Here is a 19,411-nt window from a genome sequence, read left to right on the forward strand (position 1 = left end):
AAATAAAAGTCTCCCCTTCCGGGGGAGATTTAGAGGGGGTCGATATGCCACTATTCAACACACGTAAAGGAGAAAAAAAAGTAAAGGTTACCTTTGCTAACGGCCTTCTTTTTGTGGAAACTGATGGTGGCAAGCCGCAGGCTTTTCCGCTGGAATGGTTTCCACAGTTATTAAACGCTACCGATGAGGAACGTGAAGACTGGGGCCAAACCGAAAAAGGCATCCGTTTTAACAAGCTGGGTGTAGATGTAACATTATAAGATTTGAGATATGAGACGTGAGATATGAGACAAGGCTCTAAACCTTCAATTATCTCAAATCTCCTATCTCAAATCTCCTATCTAAACAAAATGGTTTTTGAAGAATTTTTAAAGAAGAAAAGAATTGACCTTGCCGCCCTGCAACAGGGCGAACCTGCTTTGTTTTCTGAATTTAAAGATCACTTTGAACAGATGGGCGAAAAAAGCTTCGACCATACCAAAAAATACTGGTTTAATAAACTAAGGCGGCGGTTCCCGGTTCCGCTTGAAGTTAAAACCGAAAAAGCACATATCAAAAACCCGCTGGCCGAACAAACCATAACCGAAAGTTTAACAGAACCCGCTACGCCGGCCAAAGTTGGCTTTACGCCGAAGTTCCGTCCGGCTGCACCAAAACCTACGGCTCCAGCCGAAGAATCTATACAACGGGCAGTTGCACCCCCAACGTCAGAACCTTCATCCCCTGAAATTGCCTCCAAACCAGCGTTCAAACCTCGCTTTAACCCGGCTATGGCAAAAGCTAAACCAGCAGTGAGCGAAGCATCACCTGAAAACGAAAAGGAACAACAAGCTGGGGCTCCTGCTACAGAAACACCTGCACCAACTGCCAAACCTGGCTTTAAACCACGTTTCAACGCTGCCATGGTAAAACCCAAACCAGCTGAAACAGAAACACAGGCAGAAAACAAAAAGGAAGAAACTCCGACAACTCCACCTGCGGATGCACCAGCAGCTAAAATGGGATTTAAACCACGCTTTAATGCCGGTATGGTAAAACCCAAACCGGTAGAAAATGAAGCGCCTGCTGAAGAGACAAAAGAGGATGCTCCGCCTGAAGAGCCTCAAACGCCGGTAACCGAAGCACCTGCTCCTAAAATGGGGTTCAAACCTCGTTTTAACGCGGCCCTGATGAAACCTAAACAGGCTGAATCGGAACAACCAGTTGAAGAGGCAAAACCATCAGCCGAGATTCCGCAACCAACGATTGAAGAAGTAAAACCGGGTTCTGAACCTCCCGCACCAAAGCTTGGCTTTAAACCACGCTTTAATGCAGCTGCAATGAAGCCGACAGTTCCTGAAGCCGAAGCATCCGCAGAAGATAAAAAAGAGGATACTCCAACTAAAGAACCTCAGTCGCCGGCTAAAGAAACTCCCGCACCTAAATTGGGATTCAAGCCACGTTTTAACGCCAAAAATCTTCCTAAAAAATCAGAGGGAGAAGAATAGGTTAATAACTTTCAACAAATTTATTGTCATTTCGATAGAGGAACGAGTGAGAAATTATACACCTTGCATAGCCGACATGCTTATCGGACTTGCGTGGTGTATAAGCTCTTTCGCCCCAACGCTATTGCCCACCTCTGCTCAATCGAAAGGACATTTTTTATTTAAAGCAATTTTCATTTTGTTTAGCGTGACCGCCCTGTATAATATGCGATTGCTTCGTCTTCCCTTCTCAATGATATGATTTTTATGTTATCCGCCTCTACTTACTATGCGAAAACAACCAATGCAACAGATCAGGCTCGTTGAACGCATTATCCCAGCTGTTGTGTCCTACACCTGGATATAGCGTAAACCGCGGCTTGCCTCCCGCCTCTTTAATAGCATCAACCATTACCTGCGAGTGATCGGCAGGTACTACCGGGTCATTATTACCGTGAAAGATCCAGAGCGGAACTTTTTTAGCGTATTTCTTTGCGTTCAGCGTATTATCGCCGCCGCAAATGGCAAAGGCTGCTGCAAATACATTAGGTTCGCGGCCAATGATTTCAAATGTCCCCATACCACCCATGCTAAGGCCTCCCACATAAACTTTGTGCTTATCAACAAATGGCTTATCTAAAAACTGGTCAACCAGTCCCATCAACATGATCATCGCCATTGTTGGCGGCGCATTTTCCTGGAAAATAAATTTGCGCTTATTGGTTGCCGAATCCGTAACCTGCTTTACATTGCTCCAGTAACTTTTTGCCGGGCATTGCGGAAAAACAACGATAGACTCGTATAACTCCCTGCAGCTGTCCTGTAAGAACCGTTGTGCCCCATAAGCCAGTTGCGACTCATTATTGTTTCCCCGTTCGCCCGAACCGTGTAATACAAACAATAAAGGGTACTTTTGACCCGGATTAAAATGCTTTGGAAATAAAATTCGGTATGGTAGTGTGTCTACTTTAAAAATAAAGCTGCCCCTGTCAAACGAGGTCAAATTTTGGGACTTGGCTAAAAAAGAGAATGCTAAGAGTAAGCTTAGCATTCCTGTAATTCGTATTGTTTTGATCATGGGTTAAAATGCTTCTTTGTTTTGCAACCGACGTAATTACCGCCGTTGCTTTAAAACAAATTTAACCTCTTTAACGGCCTTTTGTTTATTTTTTATGCCGAATTAATTTTTCACGATAGCAGGGCTTTCAAAACCCAGTTTTTTCAAACCACCCTGAACCTCGGGGCAGCTCATGAAAAGTTTCCAGAGCAAACCGGTCCGGTAGTTTTCAATCATCACAATGATCGGGCCCTGATCGATGGCTAAATAGGAGTTGGCGTACCAGTTATGCGACTCGCTGAAGGCATCGGTAAAGCCATACTCGCCCCAGATCTTATCGCCTAGGTCATAATAAAAATGACGCAAGGCTTTCATCGAATATTCCGGGGTATATGGGAATGCGGATAACGCGGCCGTAGGCGTAATTACGCCGAGGTCGTTAGTTGGCGAATGTGCATTGTACCCCTCAAAGTTATCACTGGCAGTTAAGCCCCAGCAATTTTCACCATAGCCTTTAAATTTTTTAGGATTATCAACGCAGTAAGCATGATTGATCAAAGTATGATTTTTATTTTGTTCCCAGTAGTCGGCATACTCGTCCTTTAATCCCTTAGGATTAAGGCCGAGGAAAGAATATTGCGAGAAGAATAGCGGACCGCCGTAATCAAAACCAAGCGGCAATTTAAAACCGTAAAAAGTTTTTCCGTTTTTAAAGAAATCGCTTTGCGCCCAACCATTATGGTAAACATTGGCACTAACGGGGTAACGTTCGGCAGATGCGGCAAGCACGTAAGTGATCAAACATTCGTTAAAACCGTGGATCGGGAAATTCATGGCCCAGCCATTGTTGGGGCTCCAGTGCCAATAAAGGTAGTCGCGGCCATCGCGGGTGTACCAGTTCCATTCCATTTCACCCCACATCCAGCTAATCACATCACGGATGCGACGTTCTTTGGGCGCATCGCCGTTGAAATATTGCCTCGCACACAATAAACCCTGGAAAAGATAAGCTGATTCAACAATATCACCACCATCATCCTTACGGCCAAAACGGATCACTTTACCGGTTTCGCCGTTTAACCAGTGCGGGAAAGCGCCGTGAAAAGCATCGGCCTTGTATAAAAAGTTAACGATCTTAACCATACGGTCAACCGCCTGCTCATGGGTGATCCATTTGCGGCTATCGGCCACAATGAGCGACATGATGCCAAATCCCGAACCGCCGGTAGTCACCACCTCGTTACCGTAATCAAAAGAAGTGTTGCTGCGCTCACGGGCCAGACCGCTCACCGGGTGACCAAAGTCCCAGAAATAACGAAACGTTTGGCGCTGCACCACATCCAGCAAAGCGCTATCGGTAAGGTTTTTTATAATACCAACGGGCTTAATGCCGTCTTCTGATTTTTTTGTTTGCTTTTGGGCAAAGGCGCAAATGGCAGCCAATATAAATACCGGAGTAATAAATAGTTTTTTCATAAAGCTATTTGCATTTGGATATGAAAAACAGGGTTTTCATTAAAAAAAGAGAGGTTGCCCGTTAAACCCAACAAGGCAACCTCATCATCAATCAACTGTGTGTATTTTATTGGCTAATTAATAACCAGGGTTTTGTGTTAATGCGCCACCGCTCAGGTCAATTTCATTTTGTGGCACCGGCCAAACTTCGTTTTTGCCGGCTTTCCAACCGCGTGAGCCAAAAACTTCGGTACCCCTACCCTGACGGATCACGTCGAAATAACGTTCAAATTCCATAGCCAGTTCAACCCTTCTTTCCTGGTATATAGCTTTACGAAGGGTTGCCTGATCGGTTGTAATTACTTTTGGCAAAATAGCATTGTTTCCTGCACGGGCACGGGCGCGAACCTGCTCCAACGGAATTAACGCAGCAGCAGAATTTCCAAGCTCGTTATTAGCTTCGGCGTTCATCAGCAATACATCCGCATAGCGTAAAACAATTTTATTTTGCTGACAACCTTCATTAAAGCCTGATACATACAGGCTGAAAGGCACATACGATTTCTGATTATACATCGGGTTATCGCCTGTTGCCGGGATCTTATCACCTTCAGGCGTCGTTTCGCCCCTGAAAATGATGGTAGCGTCACGTCGCGGATCGCCGGTTTCATAAGCTGCCGCCAGCTCCGGACTTGGCACATTAAAGCCCCAGCCACCACCGGTAACGCCACGTACACCCTGTACCTGCGAATATTGTGAGTTTGACGCATCCGGATTATTAGGGATCAATGCGCACTGGATTTCAAATATCGATTCCTGATTGTTTTTATGATTGGTGCGGAACATTTGTTCGTAATTTGGAAACAACGAATAGCCCATGCCCATTACCTGGTTGGTGTAATTCAATACATCGCTCCACTTTTTCAGGTACATAGCAACTTTTGCATGCAACGCAATAGCGGCACCTTTTGTAGCGTGACCGATATCGGCAGAGCTGTAAGTTTGCGGCAATACATTAGCGGCATCGGTTAAATCTGTTTCAATAGCAGCCCAAACCTGTGCTTTTGCTGTACGCGGCAAATTATATTCAGATGCATCTTTAGGTAAGGTTAAGCGCAATGGCACATCACCAAAAGCCCTAACCAACCTAAAATATGAATATGCCCTGATAAACTTAGCTTCGGCCAGATACCTTGCCTTTAAAGTTTCATCCATGGTGATACCAGGCACGTTGGTCAAGATCTGGTTAGCAAAGTTGATGTTCTGGTACTGACCTTTCCAGAAACCACCCAGTTGGGCATCCCCCGCAGTAATGGTAAATTTGTGATAGTCATTAAAGAAAGTGGCATCACTGGCGGTACTGCCTTTTTCTACATCGTCAGAACCCATGCTCTCTACAGCAATAGGTGCAAAGGCGATGTTGTTCCACTCGCGCAGGTTAGCATACATGGCGCTAACCGCTTTTGTGGCATCATCCTGGGTTTTGAAAAACTGGGTGGCCGCAGTATTTTGAGCCGGATCGACATTTAAGAAGCTTTTTTTACAGCTTTGAAACGATATAATTGAAGCGATAAGACCTAAAGCAACGACCTTACGCGAATATTTTGTACTATTTTTCATCTTTATATTGATTAAAAAGTAACGTTAACACCAAAATTATAGGTAGCAAACAACGGATACACACTTGCATCAATACCACGGCTGCCTACATCACCACCAATCTCCGGCGAGAAGCCTTTGTAACCAAACAGGTTGATGGCGTTCTGTGCGTTTGCATAGATCCTGACTTTTGAAATATTCAGTTTCTTCAGGAAGTTCCCAGGGATGGTATAGCCCAGCTGTGCATTTCTCATCCTGAAGTATGCACCGCTTTCAACATAGAAAGAGTTAGGGGCGGCATTGCTGTTTTTACCGACGTTTACTGAAGGGTAGGTATTTGAAGTACCTGCTCCATGCCAGCGGTGTTCGTAAAAGTCTTGCGTGAAGTTTTCATTACCGAAACGGTAAGCGATATTGGCATTATAAACACTTACACCGGCAACGCCCTGAAAATCTAATGCAAGGTCGAAGTTTTTATAGGTGAAAGAGGTGTTTATACCATAGTTGTATTTTGGCAGCGGGCTACCCAGTGCAACGCGATCGCGGCTATCCAATATGCCATCGTTATTGGTATCCTGGTAAATGAAATCGCCAGGGGCAGCACCTGGTTGTTTTGAGGCGGCAACCTGCTGTGCTGTTTGGAAAATGCCTGTTACTTTGTAGCCATAAAACTGGCCTATCGGCTGGCCAACCACGGTGCGGGTAGCCAATGCGCCGTTGGCAATACCTTCGCCACCATCATAAATCGGGTTTTGGCCGGTTATTACATTAAGGACCTTATTAGTATTAATACCGAGGTTACCGCTGATACTATAAGTGAAATCCTTTGACGGATTATCTCTCCATCCTAATGAAAACTCCCAACCTTTATTCTGGATAGTTGCCTGGTTACCTATCAATGAACTGTTACTTGTACCTAATGAACCAGCCACTGGAATTGCGAAAATAGCATGTTCAGTTTTACGATCGTAATAATCACCTTCGAAAGTAAGTTTGCCATCAAACAAGCCGCCCTCGATACCAAAATCTGACGACGCAGTGTTTTCCCAAACGATAGATGGAGGTACTATGGAGTTAATACTTGCACCCGGATAAGTTTTAAGCGGGTTACCAAATAAGCCAGTAAGGTAAGGGTCGGTGGCAATAACTTGTACTGTCGGGTTAATAGGCACACCAGAGTTGCCTATCTTTCCCCAGCTTCCACGAACCTTTAATGAACTGAATACCTTCTGATTTTTCATAAAATCCTCGTTGGTAATTACCCAACCGGCACCAATTGACGGGAAATTACCATAAGTATGCTGGCCATAAAACTGCGAGGCACCATCATGACGAATGGAGGCGTTCAACAAATATCTGTCTTTAAACGAGTAATTGACACGTGCAAATTGTGATAATGCGCGGTTGTGAGCCTGACTGCCGGGAGTTGGAAAGAAATTTATATTGGCGGTATCCGGAAATGAACTCCTGATACTGCCGTTTTTTACATACGGAACATTATCGGCCTTACCATCTATTTGTTTAGTTCGGTAATTTTGAGCACTGTAACCCACCAGGGCTGTAATTTTATGATCCTTTATTTTAACATCATAGGTTAATGTATTTTCCCAGATCCAGTTACGTACATCAGTATGGTTGATGTCCAGATTGGTTTTATTACTTTGTTGTTTTAAGGTAGCAAAGTATTGAGGAGAATATCCCCGTACTTCATTCTGGCTGATATCGCCGCCAAAGCTCGACTTAAATTTGAAGTTTTTAAGGAAGGTAACTTCGCCATAAGCGTTATAAGTAAAACGCTTGTTTTTTGTGCGCTGATTAAAGAAATCAATAGTAGCCTGCGGGTTATAGTTATTACCATCGCCGGTTCCATAGTCGTTAGGATCGCCATAACTGCCATCGGCTTTGCGTACGGGTAGTGTAGGGGCCGCGCCAAATAACTGGTGAAAGATATCGCCATTCACATCGCGCGATACATCAGACAGGCCACTTGCAGTGTAACCGAATTTTAAGTTTTTAGTTGGCTTAAAATCATTTGACAAGTGAACGGTGTAACGCTGATAATTGTTGGTTTTGGCTAATCCATCCTGGTTAAGGTAACCAAACGAATAGTTGTAAGTATACTTATCGGTACCACCGCTTATTGAAGCCTCATGGTTTGTAGTAAATGCCTTGCGCAATATTTGTTTATACCAGTCAGTTCCTTTACCGTATGATGAAGGATTGCTGAATATCGGATCGCCACCATTTAATGCCGAAAGCTCATTTACCGCAGTGGCATATTCATTGGCATTTGCCATTTTTACCTGGTTGGTAACAGCCTGCAAACCTACATAGCCATTATAATTAATAACCGGTTTACCTTTTGTACCACGTTTAGTACCTATCAAAACTACACCGTTAGCTGCACGGATACCGTAGATAGCTGTACTTGACGCGTCTTTCAAAATGCTGAAGCTCTCGATATCCTGCGGGTTAAGGAAGCTGATATCATCATACCAAACGCCGTCAACAACAAACAGCGGTTTGGTATTACCATAAATAGTACCTAAACCACGAATAGTAATATCCGGCGATTTACCCGGCGTACCATTATTGGTAATTTGTACACCTGATACTTTCCCCTGTAAACCGCTCAATGCGTTAGGTGAAGCTTGTTTGGCAACATCGGCGCCTTTAACAGTAGCTATCGAACCGGTTACGTCAAGCTTTCGCTGCGTACCATAACCGATAACAACTACCTGTTGCAATTCGTTGGTTTGCGGCTGCAAGGCTACGTTTATGGTTGTTTGCCCGTTAACAGCAACCTCTTGGGTGGCATAACCTATATAAGCAATTGATAAAGTTGCATTGCCAGGGACCTTGAGCGTAAAAGCTCCGCTTACATCTGTTTGGGTACCTATAGTTGTTCCTTTAACTGAAACAGACACACCTATTAAAGCTTCGCCTGTTTTTCCGTCAGTTATTTTACCTTTTAATGTAACGTTTTGTGCAAACGCCGCGTCATAGCAAAACAACAGTAACAACATCAACCCTGAAATAGTAAATATTCTTTTCATAGTGGTTAATAAATAATACGGATTGAAAAAATAATTGGTTTATTGATTTGCAAAGCTGTACAGATAATCAGCCTTTAACAAATATTGTAACTCAACATTAATACATCTGTATAAGAATACTTTCTCAAGAAATGTTTTTACCAAGCGTAACAAACTATTTAACAACGAGTTAAGAGCATCAATACTACTACACAATGTGCAAAGCAGTTAATACCTCAAATTGACACAATGAGAGGTAATGATGTAGTGTTAAAGCTCGATGAGAAACTCGGTGAGATTCTTGTCATGCTCCAGATTTAGCTTTTTACGCAGCCGGTAACGACGAATTTCGACACCCCGCAATGAAATATTGAGCAGCGATGCCATCTCCTTACTGCTCATATTCATGCGCAGGTAAGCGCATAATTTAAGGTCATTGGGTACAAGGTCCGGATGACCGGCTTTTAATTTTTTAAAGAAATTTTCGTGCGCTTCATTAAAACTGGTTTCAAATATGTTCCAGTCACGCTCATCGCTCATACCTTCATCAATCACTTTCTGGATGCGGCGCAATTGTTCGTCGGCCAGCTTTTTACCATCTTCTCCTTTGAGGTGAGTTAGCTCGTCGCTTATCTTTTGCAGCAGCTCGTTTTTGTAAACTATGTTCATGGCCGAATTTGCGAGTTCACGGCTTTTACTGGCCAGGTCGGCTTGCAGCTGCTCGTTCTTTATATTGATGATGTGCTGCTCATTGGCTATAGCTTCCTGCTTCAAAAATTCTTCCTTCTCTTTCTGCAGCTTTTGTTGAATCTGCTGCTGATGTTTTTTCAATTTAAGCCCGTAGTAATACCTGATCACATAAAATAGCAATACAGCCAGCAACACATAAAACACCAGCGCTATTTTTCCGGCATACCATGGCGGCAATACCGTAAAAGTTATTGTTGAAACAGCAGATTGGTACTGATCATTCACCTTAGCCCTCACCTTAAAACTATAGGTACCCTGGTTAAGGTTGGTAAACTCTTTTTGGCTTTGCGGCGTCCATTCGCTCCATTGATGCGAATAACCTTCCAGATAATACTGAAACCTTATTTTGGCTTGCGTATAGTAAGGCAAAGAATAGCTTATGCGGATGTTGTTTTCGGCGTAAGGAACCTCAATATTGTTACTCTGTTCTGCTGCTTCAGTTATCAACGATACCTTATCGGTAACATTCTCTATCCTCCTGATCAAAACATCAGGTATTTTGATCCTATTGGGCAGTTGGGCATCTGCATCGTTTAATATCACAAACCCGTCATCAACACTTATCAAATAGGTTGAGTTGTTGATACGGTTAATGGTTTCATAATGCTGTACCATCTGTCCGTTCAGGATAGAAAACCTGTTGGTATCGATGGTTAGCTTCCCGGTAACAGACATATCGGCCAAACCAACCCTGCCCTGGTTAATGAACCAGTATTTTTTACCTATAGCCTTAATGATCTTACTTGAGGTGGCAAATGTGCCCAGTTTGCTGTTAAGCTGCTGATATTTATAAAACCTGTCGGTAATATCGTCATACATATAAAAACCCAAATCTGACGAGAAAACCGTGCGGCTATCGAGATCAAATACATTAATGTTGTAACTACCCGGCAAACCATGTTTTTGGTCGTAATAAACGTGCGATACCACAGTGCGCTGATCGGCGCTTAAAGTGAGTTTATAAATACCCTTATAAGCGTGGCTTACCCAAATTTGACCTTTGGCATCACGTTCAACATAGCGTGAAGGTTCACTGAAACCGGCTAATTTATAGCTGAATTGCCAATTGCCCGCGGCATCTTTCCGGTAGATCACCAAGCCGGTATAAGTGCCCTGCATGAGCATATCGGGGGCCATTTTCTTAATAGTCCATCCGCCCGTCACATCCGAGATCTTTTTTATGGAAGCTCCGTTTACCTGGTAAGTTCCGTCGTTATGGCCGCAAAGCAACCTGTTATCCTGTAAGGACAAATCCCACACCTGCCCCTGCGAGCCGGGGATCAGCTTAAAATCAAAGGTTTGAAATGGGCTGTTATGGCTATCAGGCAGCCAATCGCTGTAAAACAAGCCCTGGTTAGTGCCGAGATAGATCTTTTTATCAAAAATGATGCTGGAATAGACCGTACCGAATTTGCCCGTTTTGTCGAAATAAAAATACAAAGGCGAGTTAACCTCAATTCTATCGATACCATTATCAAGTCCTGCCCAAAGGTTTTGGCTGGCATCGGTATAAAGGCTTAATACGGTATTGTTTTGCATACCGCTGGCTTTATTGATATGCTGCACTACACGACCGGCAGTATCAACTATCACAATACCATTAAGAATGGTACCATAGGCGAAATACTTATCGGCGATGGCCGCGCCGTTATTCAGCTGGTAGGTTTTTAAAAAATCATTTGCCTGGCTCACCCATGGCTTAACTGTTTTACCATCGTAGATAAATAAACCATTTTTTGCCGTACCAATGAGATATTTACCCTGTTGAAATGGCAAAATAGATAACACACCACTTGCGCCTAAAATACTGCTGCCTTCAATATATTCAAGCTTTAAACCTTTAAGCTCAAAAAGCCCTTTTGTTAATTGCTCTACAAAAAAGCGGCTACCACATTTAAAAAGGAACAAATACGGCTCATGTGTTTTTACCACTTCAATTTTACCAGCCGAATAAATATAGATAGCCCCGAATGATTGGAAAAGCACCCTGTTGTTATCGCAATATATTTTCCAGATCTCTTCGGTTACCGGTAAAAAGTTTTTCGGTACCAGGTTAACGAGTGAGGTGTATTTTAAAATGCCCTTACCATCGTTATGCCAGTAGCCAAACTCACCGTATCCGCCGGCATACACCCTGCCCTTGCCATCAGCACTAACTGAGCGTACAATTAAACCATTAGGCATGTGGTACTGCTGCCAGTATTTACCATCAAAGGTGAGCAGGCCTTCGGCATTACCAAAGTACATGATATCGTGCTCATCGCGCGTTACCGACCAGTTTTGGTTACCAAACTGGTAAAGCGCCTTGGTATAATTTTGCACATACGGAACACCTACGCTCTTAATATCTACCGACCAGGCCGGCCAAACCGATATAAAAGCAAGAACGATAATAATACACAAGGTTTTACGCATAGGATGTAGCGGCTCAATTTGCTAAAGTAGTGTTTGTACCCGACAAAATAAAAAAGCCTACCCTTGAGGATAAGCCTTATATAATTAATTGTGCCACAGCTGTTATGCTATTGGCTGCAGTTTGTTTTTACTCACATTTACCGGTTGAGGTACTTTTACATAATACCCGGTACCATCATAAACCCGTTTACGCGGATGCTCTTTACAAGCATCGCTGCAGCAGCCGTCCATAGCGGTTCCGCATTCATCGCACTGGGTAAAATGCTCGTTGCACTCGGGATTGGCGCAATTGATCATTTTTGGTGTGGTTTTGCCGCAATTTAAACAGGTTGAAATAACAACCGGGTTCACGGTGTTTACATCAACCGAAAGGCGGTTATCAAATACATAGCATTTGCCCTCAAAATCCTCGCCGCCGGCTTCTTTACCATATTTAATGATGCCGCCATGCAACTGGTACACTTCGGGGAAACCTTCGTGCAACAATAAGGCCGATGCTTTTTCGCATTTGATGCCGCCGGTGCAATAAGTCAGGATCTTTTTATCCTTATATTGCGCCAGCTCATTGATCATTGCCGGAAAATCACGGAAGTTTTCAATATCAAGGGTTACCGCATTTTTGAACTTGCCTAACGAGTGTTCATAGTTTGAGCGCACATCCAAAACAACAACATCGTCCCTGTCTTTCATAGCCAAAAACTCTTTTGGCTCCAGGTGTTTGCCGGTTTTTTGTTTAGGGTCGATGACATTAGGGTCACGGAGACCTGAGTGTACAATTTCTGACTTATAACGCACATGCATTTTTACAAAGGAAGGCGTATCTACTTCATCAATTTTAAAGTCGATACCGGCAAAACGCTCGTCGGCGTGTACAGTATCCATATAAGTTTTACATGCCTCAACAGTACCCGAAACAGTACCGTTAAGCCCTTCATCGGCCACAATAATGCGCCCGGTTAAACCTAAGCTTTTGCAAAATTTTAAATGATCGGCAGCAAATTGCTCCGCATTAGCTATTGTCGAATAACAATAGTATAGTAGGGTATTATACATTTTCATAAAATCATTGATACTGCTGCAAACAGTGTTAAATGAGCGGCGCAAAGATACGAACTTTGTTCGTAGTCCGAAAGTCTGAAGTCAGAAAGTCCGTAAGTAAGAAGTCAACCATTAAATCAAGAGCAAAAACTTTCGGACTTAAGCGGACTTTCCGACTTCCGGACTCCCCTACCTTATCCCGTAAAAGATCCTGAAGCCCTGGATGTATTTTTTATCGCCGGCGTAGGAGATACCATAGTCAACACGGAAAATTAGGCGCTGTACGCCTACGTAAAACTCGCGGTAATTGCGGTTATTTTTCGTGGTGAGGTAGTTGGCACCGATAATTTCTTCAAGCTTCCACTTTCTTAACAGCGGGATATGATTAAATAGTGAACCTGCAAAGTTATGTTGGTAATGCGCCTCTAAAAACGCACCGTTGGTACTATAGGTATAAAAAGGCAGGAAGTGGAAACTACCTACATAGGTAGGATCAAAAGTGGTACCCTGATTACCTAAAAAGTGGTTATAATCCATGTAGTACAGGTTGTTGTTATTGAAAAAGCCTCCGCCCGATACTTTAAATGATGAATAGCCCGAAAGACCGACACGGATATGGTCCTGCGAAAGATCGACAGAGGCAAAATCGTAATCTACATCCGAGCCGATGATATTTTTAAACCCTTTACGGTAGTTTACCGTTAAGGTTGGATATTTTGACGGCAGGTTAAACTTGCCGGTGGGCCGGGTTTCGTACCGCTGATCAAAAGTAAAAGTAGCCGACGCGTTAAATACAAGCGCCTGATTGTCAGGAAACAAAAAGGAATGGTCATCAGCCGGAGTACCCGGCGGAGCTAATGGATTATTTGATGTAAACTGGCGATCTTTAATATCCTTTATCTTGCTAAAAGACGTATTGTAAAGCTGCGAACGACTTGAATACGACAAACCTCCTTTTAAAAACACGCCGTTTAACACTTCGCGCTGATAGCCGAAATCGCCATAATGGCTTCGGTAATATTTAACATAGTTATTTTCGCTCAGAAGCGTACTCAGCGTGTTGAAATATAACGAACGCGTGCCTACATTGTTAAGATCAAGCACATCGCTGCCAAAATCAGCATAAAACTTAGCGTTATGGAAAGGATCGTTCTTATACTCAAAACCTATGTTGGCGCTGAAGATTTTGTTAGAGAAACCATAACGCAAGGCGGGTGTAATTGTCAATGAATGAAAATCATCAATGGTACGGATATAGCTTACCTTTGCATTAATGCCAAAGCCCTCAACCGTGTTGTAATAAAAGGTTTGTATAAACGGAAAAATATACAATGAATCCCTGTTGCTTTTATTGCTGGCAGCATAACCAAAAATCAGGTAGCCAGGATAGTTGATATGATTTTTATGATGCTGAAGCGAATCCAGATAAGTATCCGTCTTTTTATATTCTTCAAAGGCATCCTTTTTTTTGTAATCACGATCCTCAAAAGCAGTTAAGGGTATGGGCCTCGCATCGGCCCAGTAGCCCGGCTTTTTACTATTAGCTACCGTATCAATTTTCAGGATCTCACCGGTAAAAAAGTTATCAGGAAATGTCGGGTTGATTTTATAGTTATTATAAACAGCCGCATAATATCCGCCAAATTTAAATCCGAAGACGGCCCCTTTAAAACTGTATTGGGTTGATGCAGGCATCCATACGCTATCGGTTATGGCTACGTATTGCTGCCTGATCTTTAATGTATCAACCAGATTGAGGTTGCTCGTTTTATTTTCAACAAACAGGTCAACGCTGTAAATGCGCCAGTCGCCGTCAACAATATAAATATCGCCCTGAAAATACTGACCATGCCCGCGTTTCGGAATCACCTGGATTTTGTGGATGGTATGGCCATTTTCAACTGAGGTTCCAAGCAATTTGTAATTATAAAACCTGGGACCATATGAAGCAACCGGAGAAACAAAGCCACGGGTAGCTAACCCGTTTATAGTAAATACATTCTGGTAAAAATTAGCCTGTAGATCAGATGCCTTTTTGTAGCCAAATGCTGTATTCTGGCCAGCCATCCGGTTGGCGATAGTAATCTCCCGTACCTTGTTTGGTTTTTGAAAATTGTATTCAGATATTGATTCGGACTGGTAGAGTATCCCCCTACCGTTTGTATCCAAATCGAGCGTTTTCCTTACCTCCTGGCCCAACAATGATTTAGGTACGCTCAGTAATTTTTGTACACCTTTGATATAAACAGCACAGGAGTATGAAGTGGCCTCCTCAATATAGTATTTGCGCTTTTTCAGCACTTGCTTCATGATGGTATCGGCAGCATCCCGGTTTTTACGATAGGTTTCGGCTACCCTGTTGGTGGCAAATACTTCATCGGCCATTTGTACATTATGTTCCTGATCCTGATCTGTTATGGTGACCTGCTCTATCTTTTCAGTATATCCAACATAGCGATATATGACATTATAGGTACCGGGAGCAAGTTTAAACTGGTAAATTCCGTTTTCGTTGGCGGTAGTACCATAGGTGGAATTACGGATATAAATAGAAACAAAAGGAATGGCCTGTCCATCCTTATCGGTTATTTTTCCTGTCAAAAGCGATTGCTGCGCGGAGGCCGTTATTACGCTTAAAGCAATGGCCAATAGTAGTATATATTTTCTCATATGTTACTTATGCGTAATACTTTAGAGCTTAAAAATGTTTTATTATCTACTTAATAATTATTTAAGGTTTAATAAACCTTATCAAATGCCCGCGAATGCTTAATTTTGCCCTCTTTAAAACACGCATGCTATGTACAACACACTAAAGCCGGTTTTGCAACAGGAGTTAACCGAAATTGAAAATGCCGGGTTATACAAAAAGGAACGGATCATCACTTCGCCCCAGGGCGCAGATATTACTGTTCAGGGCGGTGCCGAAGTAATTAACTTTTGCGCCAATAACTACCTCGGCCTATCGGGTAATGCCAAAGTGGTACAGGCCGCCAAAGATGCCATGGATACGCATGGTTACGGTTTATCGTCTGTACGGTTTATATGTGGTACACAGGACATACACAAAGAGCTTGAAAAAAAGATAGCTGAATTTTTGGGCACTGAAGATACCATACTTTACGCTGCGGCTTTTGATGCCAACGGCGGCGTGTTTGAACCTTTATTTAACGATCAGGACGCTATTATATCTGACGAACTGAACCATGCTTCGATCATTGACGGTGTGCGCCTTTGCAAGGCCCAGCGCTACCGTTACAGGCACGATGATATGGCCGACCTGGAAGAAAAATTAAAAGCTACGCAGGAACTGCGTCATCGAATCATCGTTACCGATGGCGCTTTCAGCATGGACGGCACCATTGCCCAGTTAGATAAGATCTGCGACCTGGCCGATAAATACAACGCGCTGATCATGATCGATGAGAGCCATTGTTCGGGCTTTATGGGCAAAAATGGCCGCGGTACGCATGAACATCATAATGTGATGGGAAGGATTGATATCATCACCGGTACATTAGGTAAAGCTTTGGGTGGCGCATCGGGTGGTTTTACATCTGGTCGTAAAGAAATTATTGATATGCTACGCCAGCGCTCACGCCCGTATTTGTTCTCAAATACTTTGGCACCAGCAATTACCGGTGCTTCAATTGCGGTACTGGATATGTTAAACGAAACCACAGAGCTTCGCGACAAACTGGAAAGCAATACGCAATACTTCCGTCAAAAAATGACCGAAGCTGGTTTTGACATTAAACCCGGCGTGCATCCTATAGTCCCGGTTATGTTATATGATGCCAAGCTGGCCCAGGAGTTTGCTGCAAAAATGCTTGACGAAGGTATTTATGTAATAGGCTTTTACTATCCGGTAGTACCGCAAGGTAAAGCAAGGATCAGGGTACAGATCTCGGCAGCGCATGATATGCACCATTTGGATAAAGCTATTGCAGCGTTTACTAAGGTGGGTAAGGAACTGGGAGTGCTTAAATAGTCGTATATTTGCTGCCCTGCGCACAAATATCAATCTATAACAGCTATCTCCTTAGCCACCAATAATCAGGGAGCAGAGATAACAACAAAAAGAATTACAAACAATACATTATAATGCAAGCTCAGATAGACCAATATACCGCCGAGATCAATGCTTTTTCGCCAGCTAATGCTGATGAACTGGAGGCGTTCCGTATTAAATTTTTAGGCACCAAGGGTATTATTAAAGACCTTTTTGAGCAGTTTAAAAGCGTTAGTCCGGAAGAGAAACGCACTTTCGGAAAGGTACTTAACGAGTTTAAACAACTGGCCGAGGCTAAGTATAACGAGCTGAAGGAAAACATTGGCACAGGCACGCAAAGCATAGGCAATGATCTTGACCTTACTTTACCCGGCGATGGCTTTACTGTTGGCTCACGCCATCCGTTGTCATTGGTGCGTAACGAGATCATCGATATCTTTAAGCGCTTAGGCTTCGTTGTTGCCGAAGGTCCGGAAATTGAAGATGACTGGCATAATTTCTCGGCCCTGAACTTCCCCGAAGAGCACCCGGCACGTGACATGCAGGATACCTTCTTTATTAAAAAGAATAATGGTAAAGATGATATTGCGCTGCGTACCCACACCTCATCGGTACAGGTACGGATGATGGAAGCCGGCAAACCACCGTTCCGTGCAATTATGCCGGGCAGGGTTTATCGTAACGAGGCTATTTCGGCCCGCGCGCATTGCTTTTTCCACCAGGTTGAAGGTTTGTATGTTGATGAGAATGTATCTTTCTCTGATCTGAAACAAACCCTTTACCACTTTGTGCAGGAGCTTTATGGCGAAGGTACAAGGGTACGTTTCCGTCCGTCATACTTCCCGTTCACCGAGCCATCAGCCGAGATGGATATTTCGTGTACCATTTGCGGCGGTGCCGGTTGTAACATGTGTAAACACAGTGGCTGGGTGGAAATTTTAGGCTGCGGTATGGTTGATCCTAACGTTTTGGAAAACTGCGGTATCGACAGTAAAAAATATACAGGCTTTGCCTTTGGTATGGGTATGGAGCGTATCGCCAACTTAAAATATGTAATCCGCGACCTGCGCCTGTTTTCAGAAAACGATGTACGTTTCCTTAAACAGTTCCAAACTGAAATGTTATGAGGAAACTCACTATAATATTATTGGTAGTTATCGGTTGCTTTTCGTGCGGAAAAGCAACCGATAATGTACCGAGTGTACCTGTTAATTTCCAGGCCGCATTGGGCACACCGGCATTGAGCCCCCTTAACGTTGCGGGCGGCGCGGTGGCCGTTAATGGTTATGGTGTGTCCGGATTGATCATTTACCGTAAAGTGAACGGCACTTATGCGGCCTACGACCGGTGTAGCAGCTATCAGCCCGAAAAAAAATGCGCCGTAACAATTGACAATACAGGCTTTACGGTAACCGATCCCTGCAGCGGTTCAAAGTTTAGCCTTGAAGATGGCACACCGGTAAAAGCCCCGGCCACAAAGGCATTAAGAACCTATAGGGTAGCTGTTACCCAGTTTGAAATTCAAGTAACTAATTAATGGAAGCCGATAAAATAAAAGACAGCATTAAGCGGGCAGCACAGGAACTTTTCCGCAAATTCGGGTACCATAAAACCAGTGTTAACGAGATTGCCAAAAAGGCAAAAATTGCCAAGGCAACCATCTATAAATACTTCGATAGCAAGGAGGCCGTATTACACGTACTGCTGATGGACTACATCAAAGCCAGTGTTGACGACCTGGTACAAAGCAATTGGAATGATATTGATGAAGAGGTTTATCTCAATAACCTCATTATGAAAACCTGCCGCCTCTCCTACACCGTTTGTAATGAATTTATCGGCTGGGATTTCATCCGCGAGTCAACTAACTCACAGGATTTTTTAAAGAACCTATCTAACGAACTGGAAGAACTGCTCATGGCATCGTTTATCCAATTGCCCGGCATCCGCAAGCACGAAACTTACCAACAGCGCTTACGCTTCCTGATCAAGTGCAGTAAAAGCATCGTGTTTAGCTTTGCATTTACTTCGGTAAGTGATTCGGACGTGCGCAAGAATTTTGTTTCTTTTCAGAAAGAGATTTTGCCTTATTTAGTTAAGGCTGCGGTTTCGGTTTAATCAGCCCAAGGCTCAACCATTAACAGAATATTATGCAAGGCAGTATGAGCATATCCGTTACCGGTATGTAAAATATGGCAGTTACCCTCTTTATCAAAAATGGATAACTTATCCCATTCTGTTTTGATCTTGTTTCTATTGGTTTGAAAAGCTTCTATTTTTTTAATATCCTTAAAATCGATCCTGAAGATCTTTTCCCCACTATAACCTACCACCTGTCTGGTACAAAGTAATGTCCATTGTTTTGAAGGTTTCGTAAAGAAAAGCACCGGAATTCCGCTTAAATCTTCTTTTAAATTAGATTTCAAGTACGCTTTTATTGATTCAGAAAGCTCATCGAAAAAAAATGTGTAGTCGTTCGAAACTTCATATTTATCGAACCTCCATTTTATTCTACCCAATATATATTCATCGGTCTTTTTCATAAGAGATAAAACTATCAAAAATAATGGCCTGAATTATGATG

Annotated in this window: 14 protein-coding genes; 6 read left to right on the forward strand and 8 right to left on the reverse strand. The window is 43.1% G+C overall.

The window, feature by feature from the left end; genetic code table 11:
• Positions 1-44 precede the first annotated feature (44 nt).
• Positions 45-260 carry a DUF2442 domain-containing protein gene (locus tag IEX80_RS25710; protein ID WP_090534135.1) on the forward strand — a complete coding sequence of 72 codons (216 nt, stop codon included), beginning with the start codon at positions 45-47 and terminating at the stop codon, positions 258-260.
• Positions 261-350: 90 nt separating this feature from the next.
• Positions 351-1,487, forward strand: a complete 1,137-nt coding sequence (locus tag IEX80_RS25715) for a hypothetical protein (protein ID WP_188834603.1) — start codon at positions 351-353, stop codon at positions 1,485-1,487.
• 259 nt (positions 1,488-1,746) lie between these two features.
• On the opposite strand, the gene IEX80_RS25720 is transcribed toward IEX80_RS25715, so the two are convergent.
• From IEX80_RS25720 to IEX80_RS25750, 7 genes are all read right to left on the reverse strand, one after another.
• Positions 1,747-2,544: a carboxylesterase family protein gene (locus IEX80_RS25720; RefSeq protein ID WP_090534138.1), complete on the reverse strand. Its 798-nt coding sequence runs from the start codon at positions 2,542-2,544 to the stop codon at positions 1,747-1,749.
• A 102-nt stretch (positions 2,545-2,646) separates the two neighbouring features.
• On the reverse strand, positions 2,647-3,999 hold the full coding sequence (locus IEX80_RS25725; RefSeq protein WP_090534140.1) for a glucoamylase family protein: 1,353 nt from the start codon (positions 3,997-3,999) through the stop codon (positions 2,647-2,649).
• Between the two features lie 117 nt (positions 4,000-4,116).
• Complete coding sequence (locus IEX80_RS25730) at positions 4,117-5,598, reverse strand: RagB/SusD family nutrient uptake outer membrane protein (protein WP_188834604.1); 1,482 nt, start codon at positions 5,596-5,598, stop codon at positions 4,117-4,119.
• 11 nt (positions 5,599-5,609) lie between these two features.
• The gene (locus IEX80_RS25735) at positions 5,610-8,633 is read right to left on the reverse strand and encodes a SusC/RagA family TonB-linked outer membrane protein (protein ID WP_188834605.1); all 3,024 of its coding nucleotides are present in this window, start codon (positions 8,631-8,633) and stop codon (positions 5,610-5,612) included.
• Between the two features lie 249 nt (positions 8,634-8,882).
• The gene (locus IEX80_RS25740; protein ID WP_188834606.1) at positions 8,883-11,777 is read right to left on the reverse strand and encodes a triple tyrosine motif-containing protein; all 2,895 of its coding nucleotides are present in this window, start codon (positions 11,775-11,777) and stop codon (positions 8,883-8,885) included.
• 102 nt (positions 11,778-11,879) lie between these two features.
• Positions 11,880-12,836 (reverse strand): oxygen-dependent tRNA uridine(34) hydroxylase TrhO, encoded by a 957-nt coding sequence (trhO, locus tag IEX80_RS25745; protein ID WP_188834607.1) that lies wholly within the window; start codon positions 12,834-12,836, stop codon positions 11,880-11,882.
• Between the two features lie 168 nt (positions 12,837-13,004).
• Entirely contained in the window at positions 13,005-15,485 is a 2,481-nt protein-coding gene (locus tag IEX80_RS25750) for a DUF5686 and carboxypeptidase regulatory-like domain-containing protein (RefSeq protein WP_176622303.1), read from the reverse strand.
• A 130-nt stretch (positions 15,486-15,615) separates the two neighbouring features.
• Here IEX80_RS25750 and kbl point away from each other — a divergent pair, with 130 nt between their 5' ends.
• From kbl to IEX80_RS25770, 4 genes are all read left to right on the forward strand, one after another.
• A complete protein-coding gene (kbl, locus tag IEX80_RS25755) occupies positions 15,616-16,806 on the forward strand; it encodes a glycine C-acetyltransferase (RefSeq protein ID WP_176622301.1) in 1,191 nt (396 codons plus the stop codon).
• A 113-nt stretch (positions 16,807-16,919) separates the two neighbouring features.
• Positions 16,920-17,954, forward strand: coding sequence for a phenylalanine--tRNA ligase subunit alpha (gene pheS, locus IEX80_RS25760; protein WP_188834608.1), 1,035 nt, complete (start codon positions 16,920-16,922; stop codon positions 17,952-17,954).
• Entirely contained in the window at positions 17,951-18,364 is a 414-nt protein-coding gene (locus IEX80_RS25765) for a Rieske (2Fe-2S) protein (RefSeq protein ID WP_090534154.1), read from the forward strand. The genes pheS and IEX80_RS25765 overlap by 4 nt, the downstream gene beginning before the upstream one ends.
• Complete coding sequence (locus tag IEX80_RS25770; protein ID WP_090534155.1) at positions 18,364-18,945, forward strand: TetR/AcrR family transcriptional regulator; 582 nt, start codon at positions 18,364-18,366, stop codon at positions 18,943-18,945. Before IEX80_RS25765 ends, IEX80_RS25770 begins: the two co-directional genes overlap by 1 nt.
• Here IEX80_RS25770 and IEX80_RS25775 read toward each other — a convergent pair.
• Positions 18,942-19,370 (reverse strand): hypothetical protein, encoded by a 429-nt coding sequence (locus IEX80_RS25775; RefSeq protein WP_188834609.1) that lies wholly within the window; start codon positions 19,368-19,370, stop codon positions 18,942-18,944. The genes IEX80_RS25770 and IEX80_RS25775 overlap by 4 nt on opposite strands.
• Positions 19,371-19,411 lie beyond the last annotated feature (41 nt).

Source organism: Mucilaginibacter rubeus, assembly GCF_014643835.1.
GTDB classification, from domain to species: Bacteria; Bacteroidota; Bacteroidia; order Sphingobacteriales; family Sphingobacteriaceae; genus Mucilaginibacter; species Mucilaginibacter rubeus.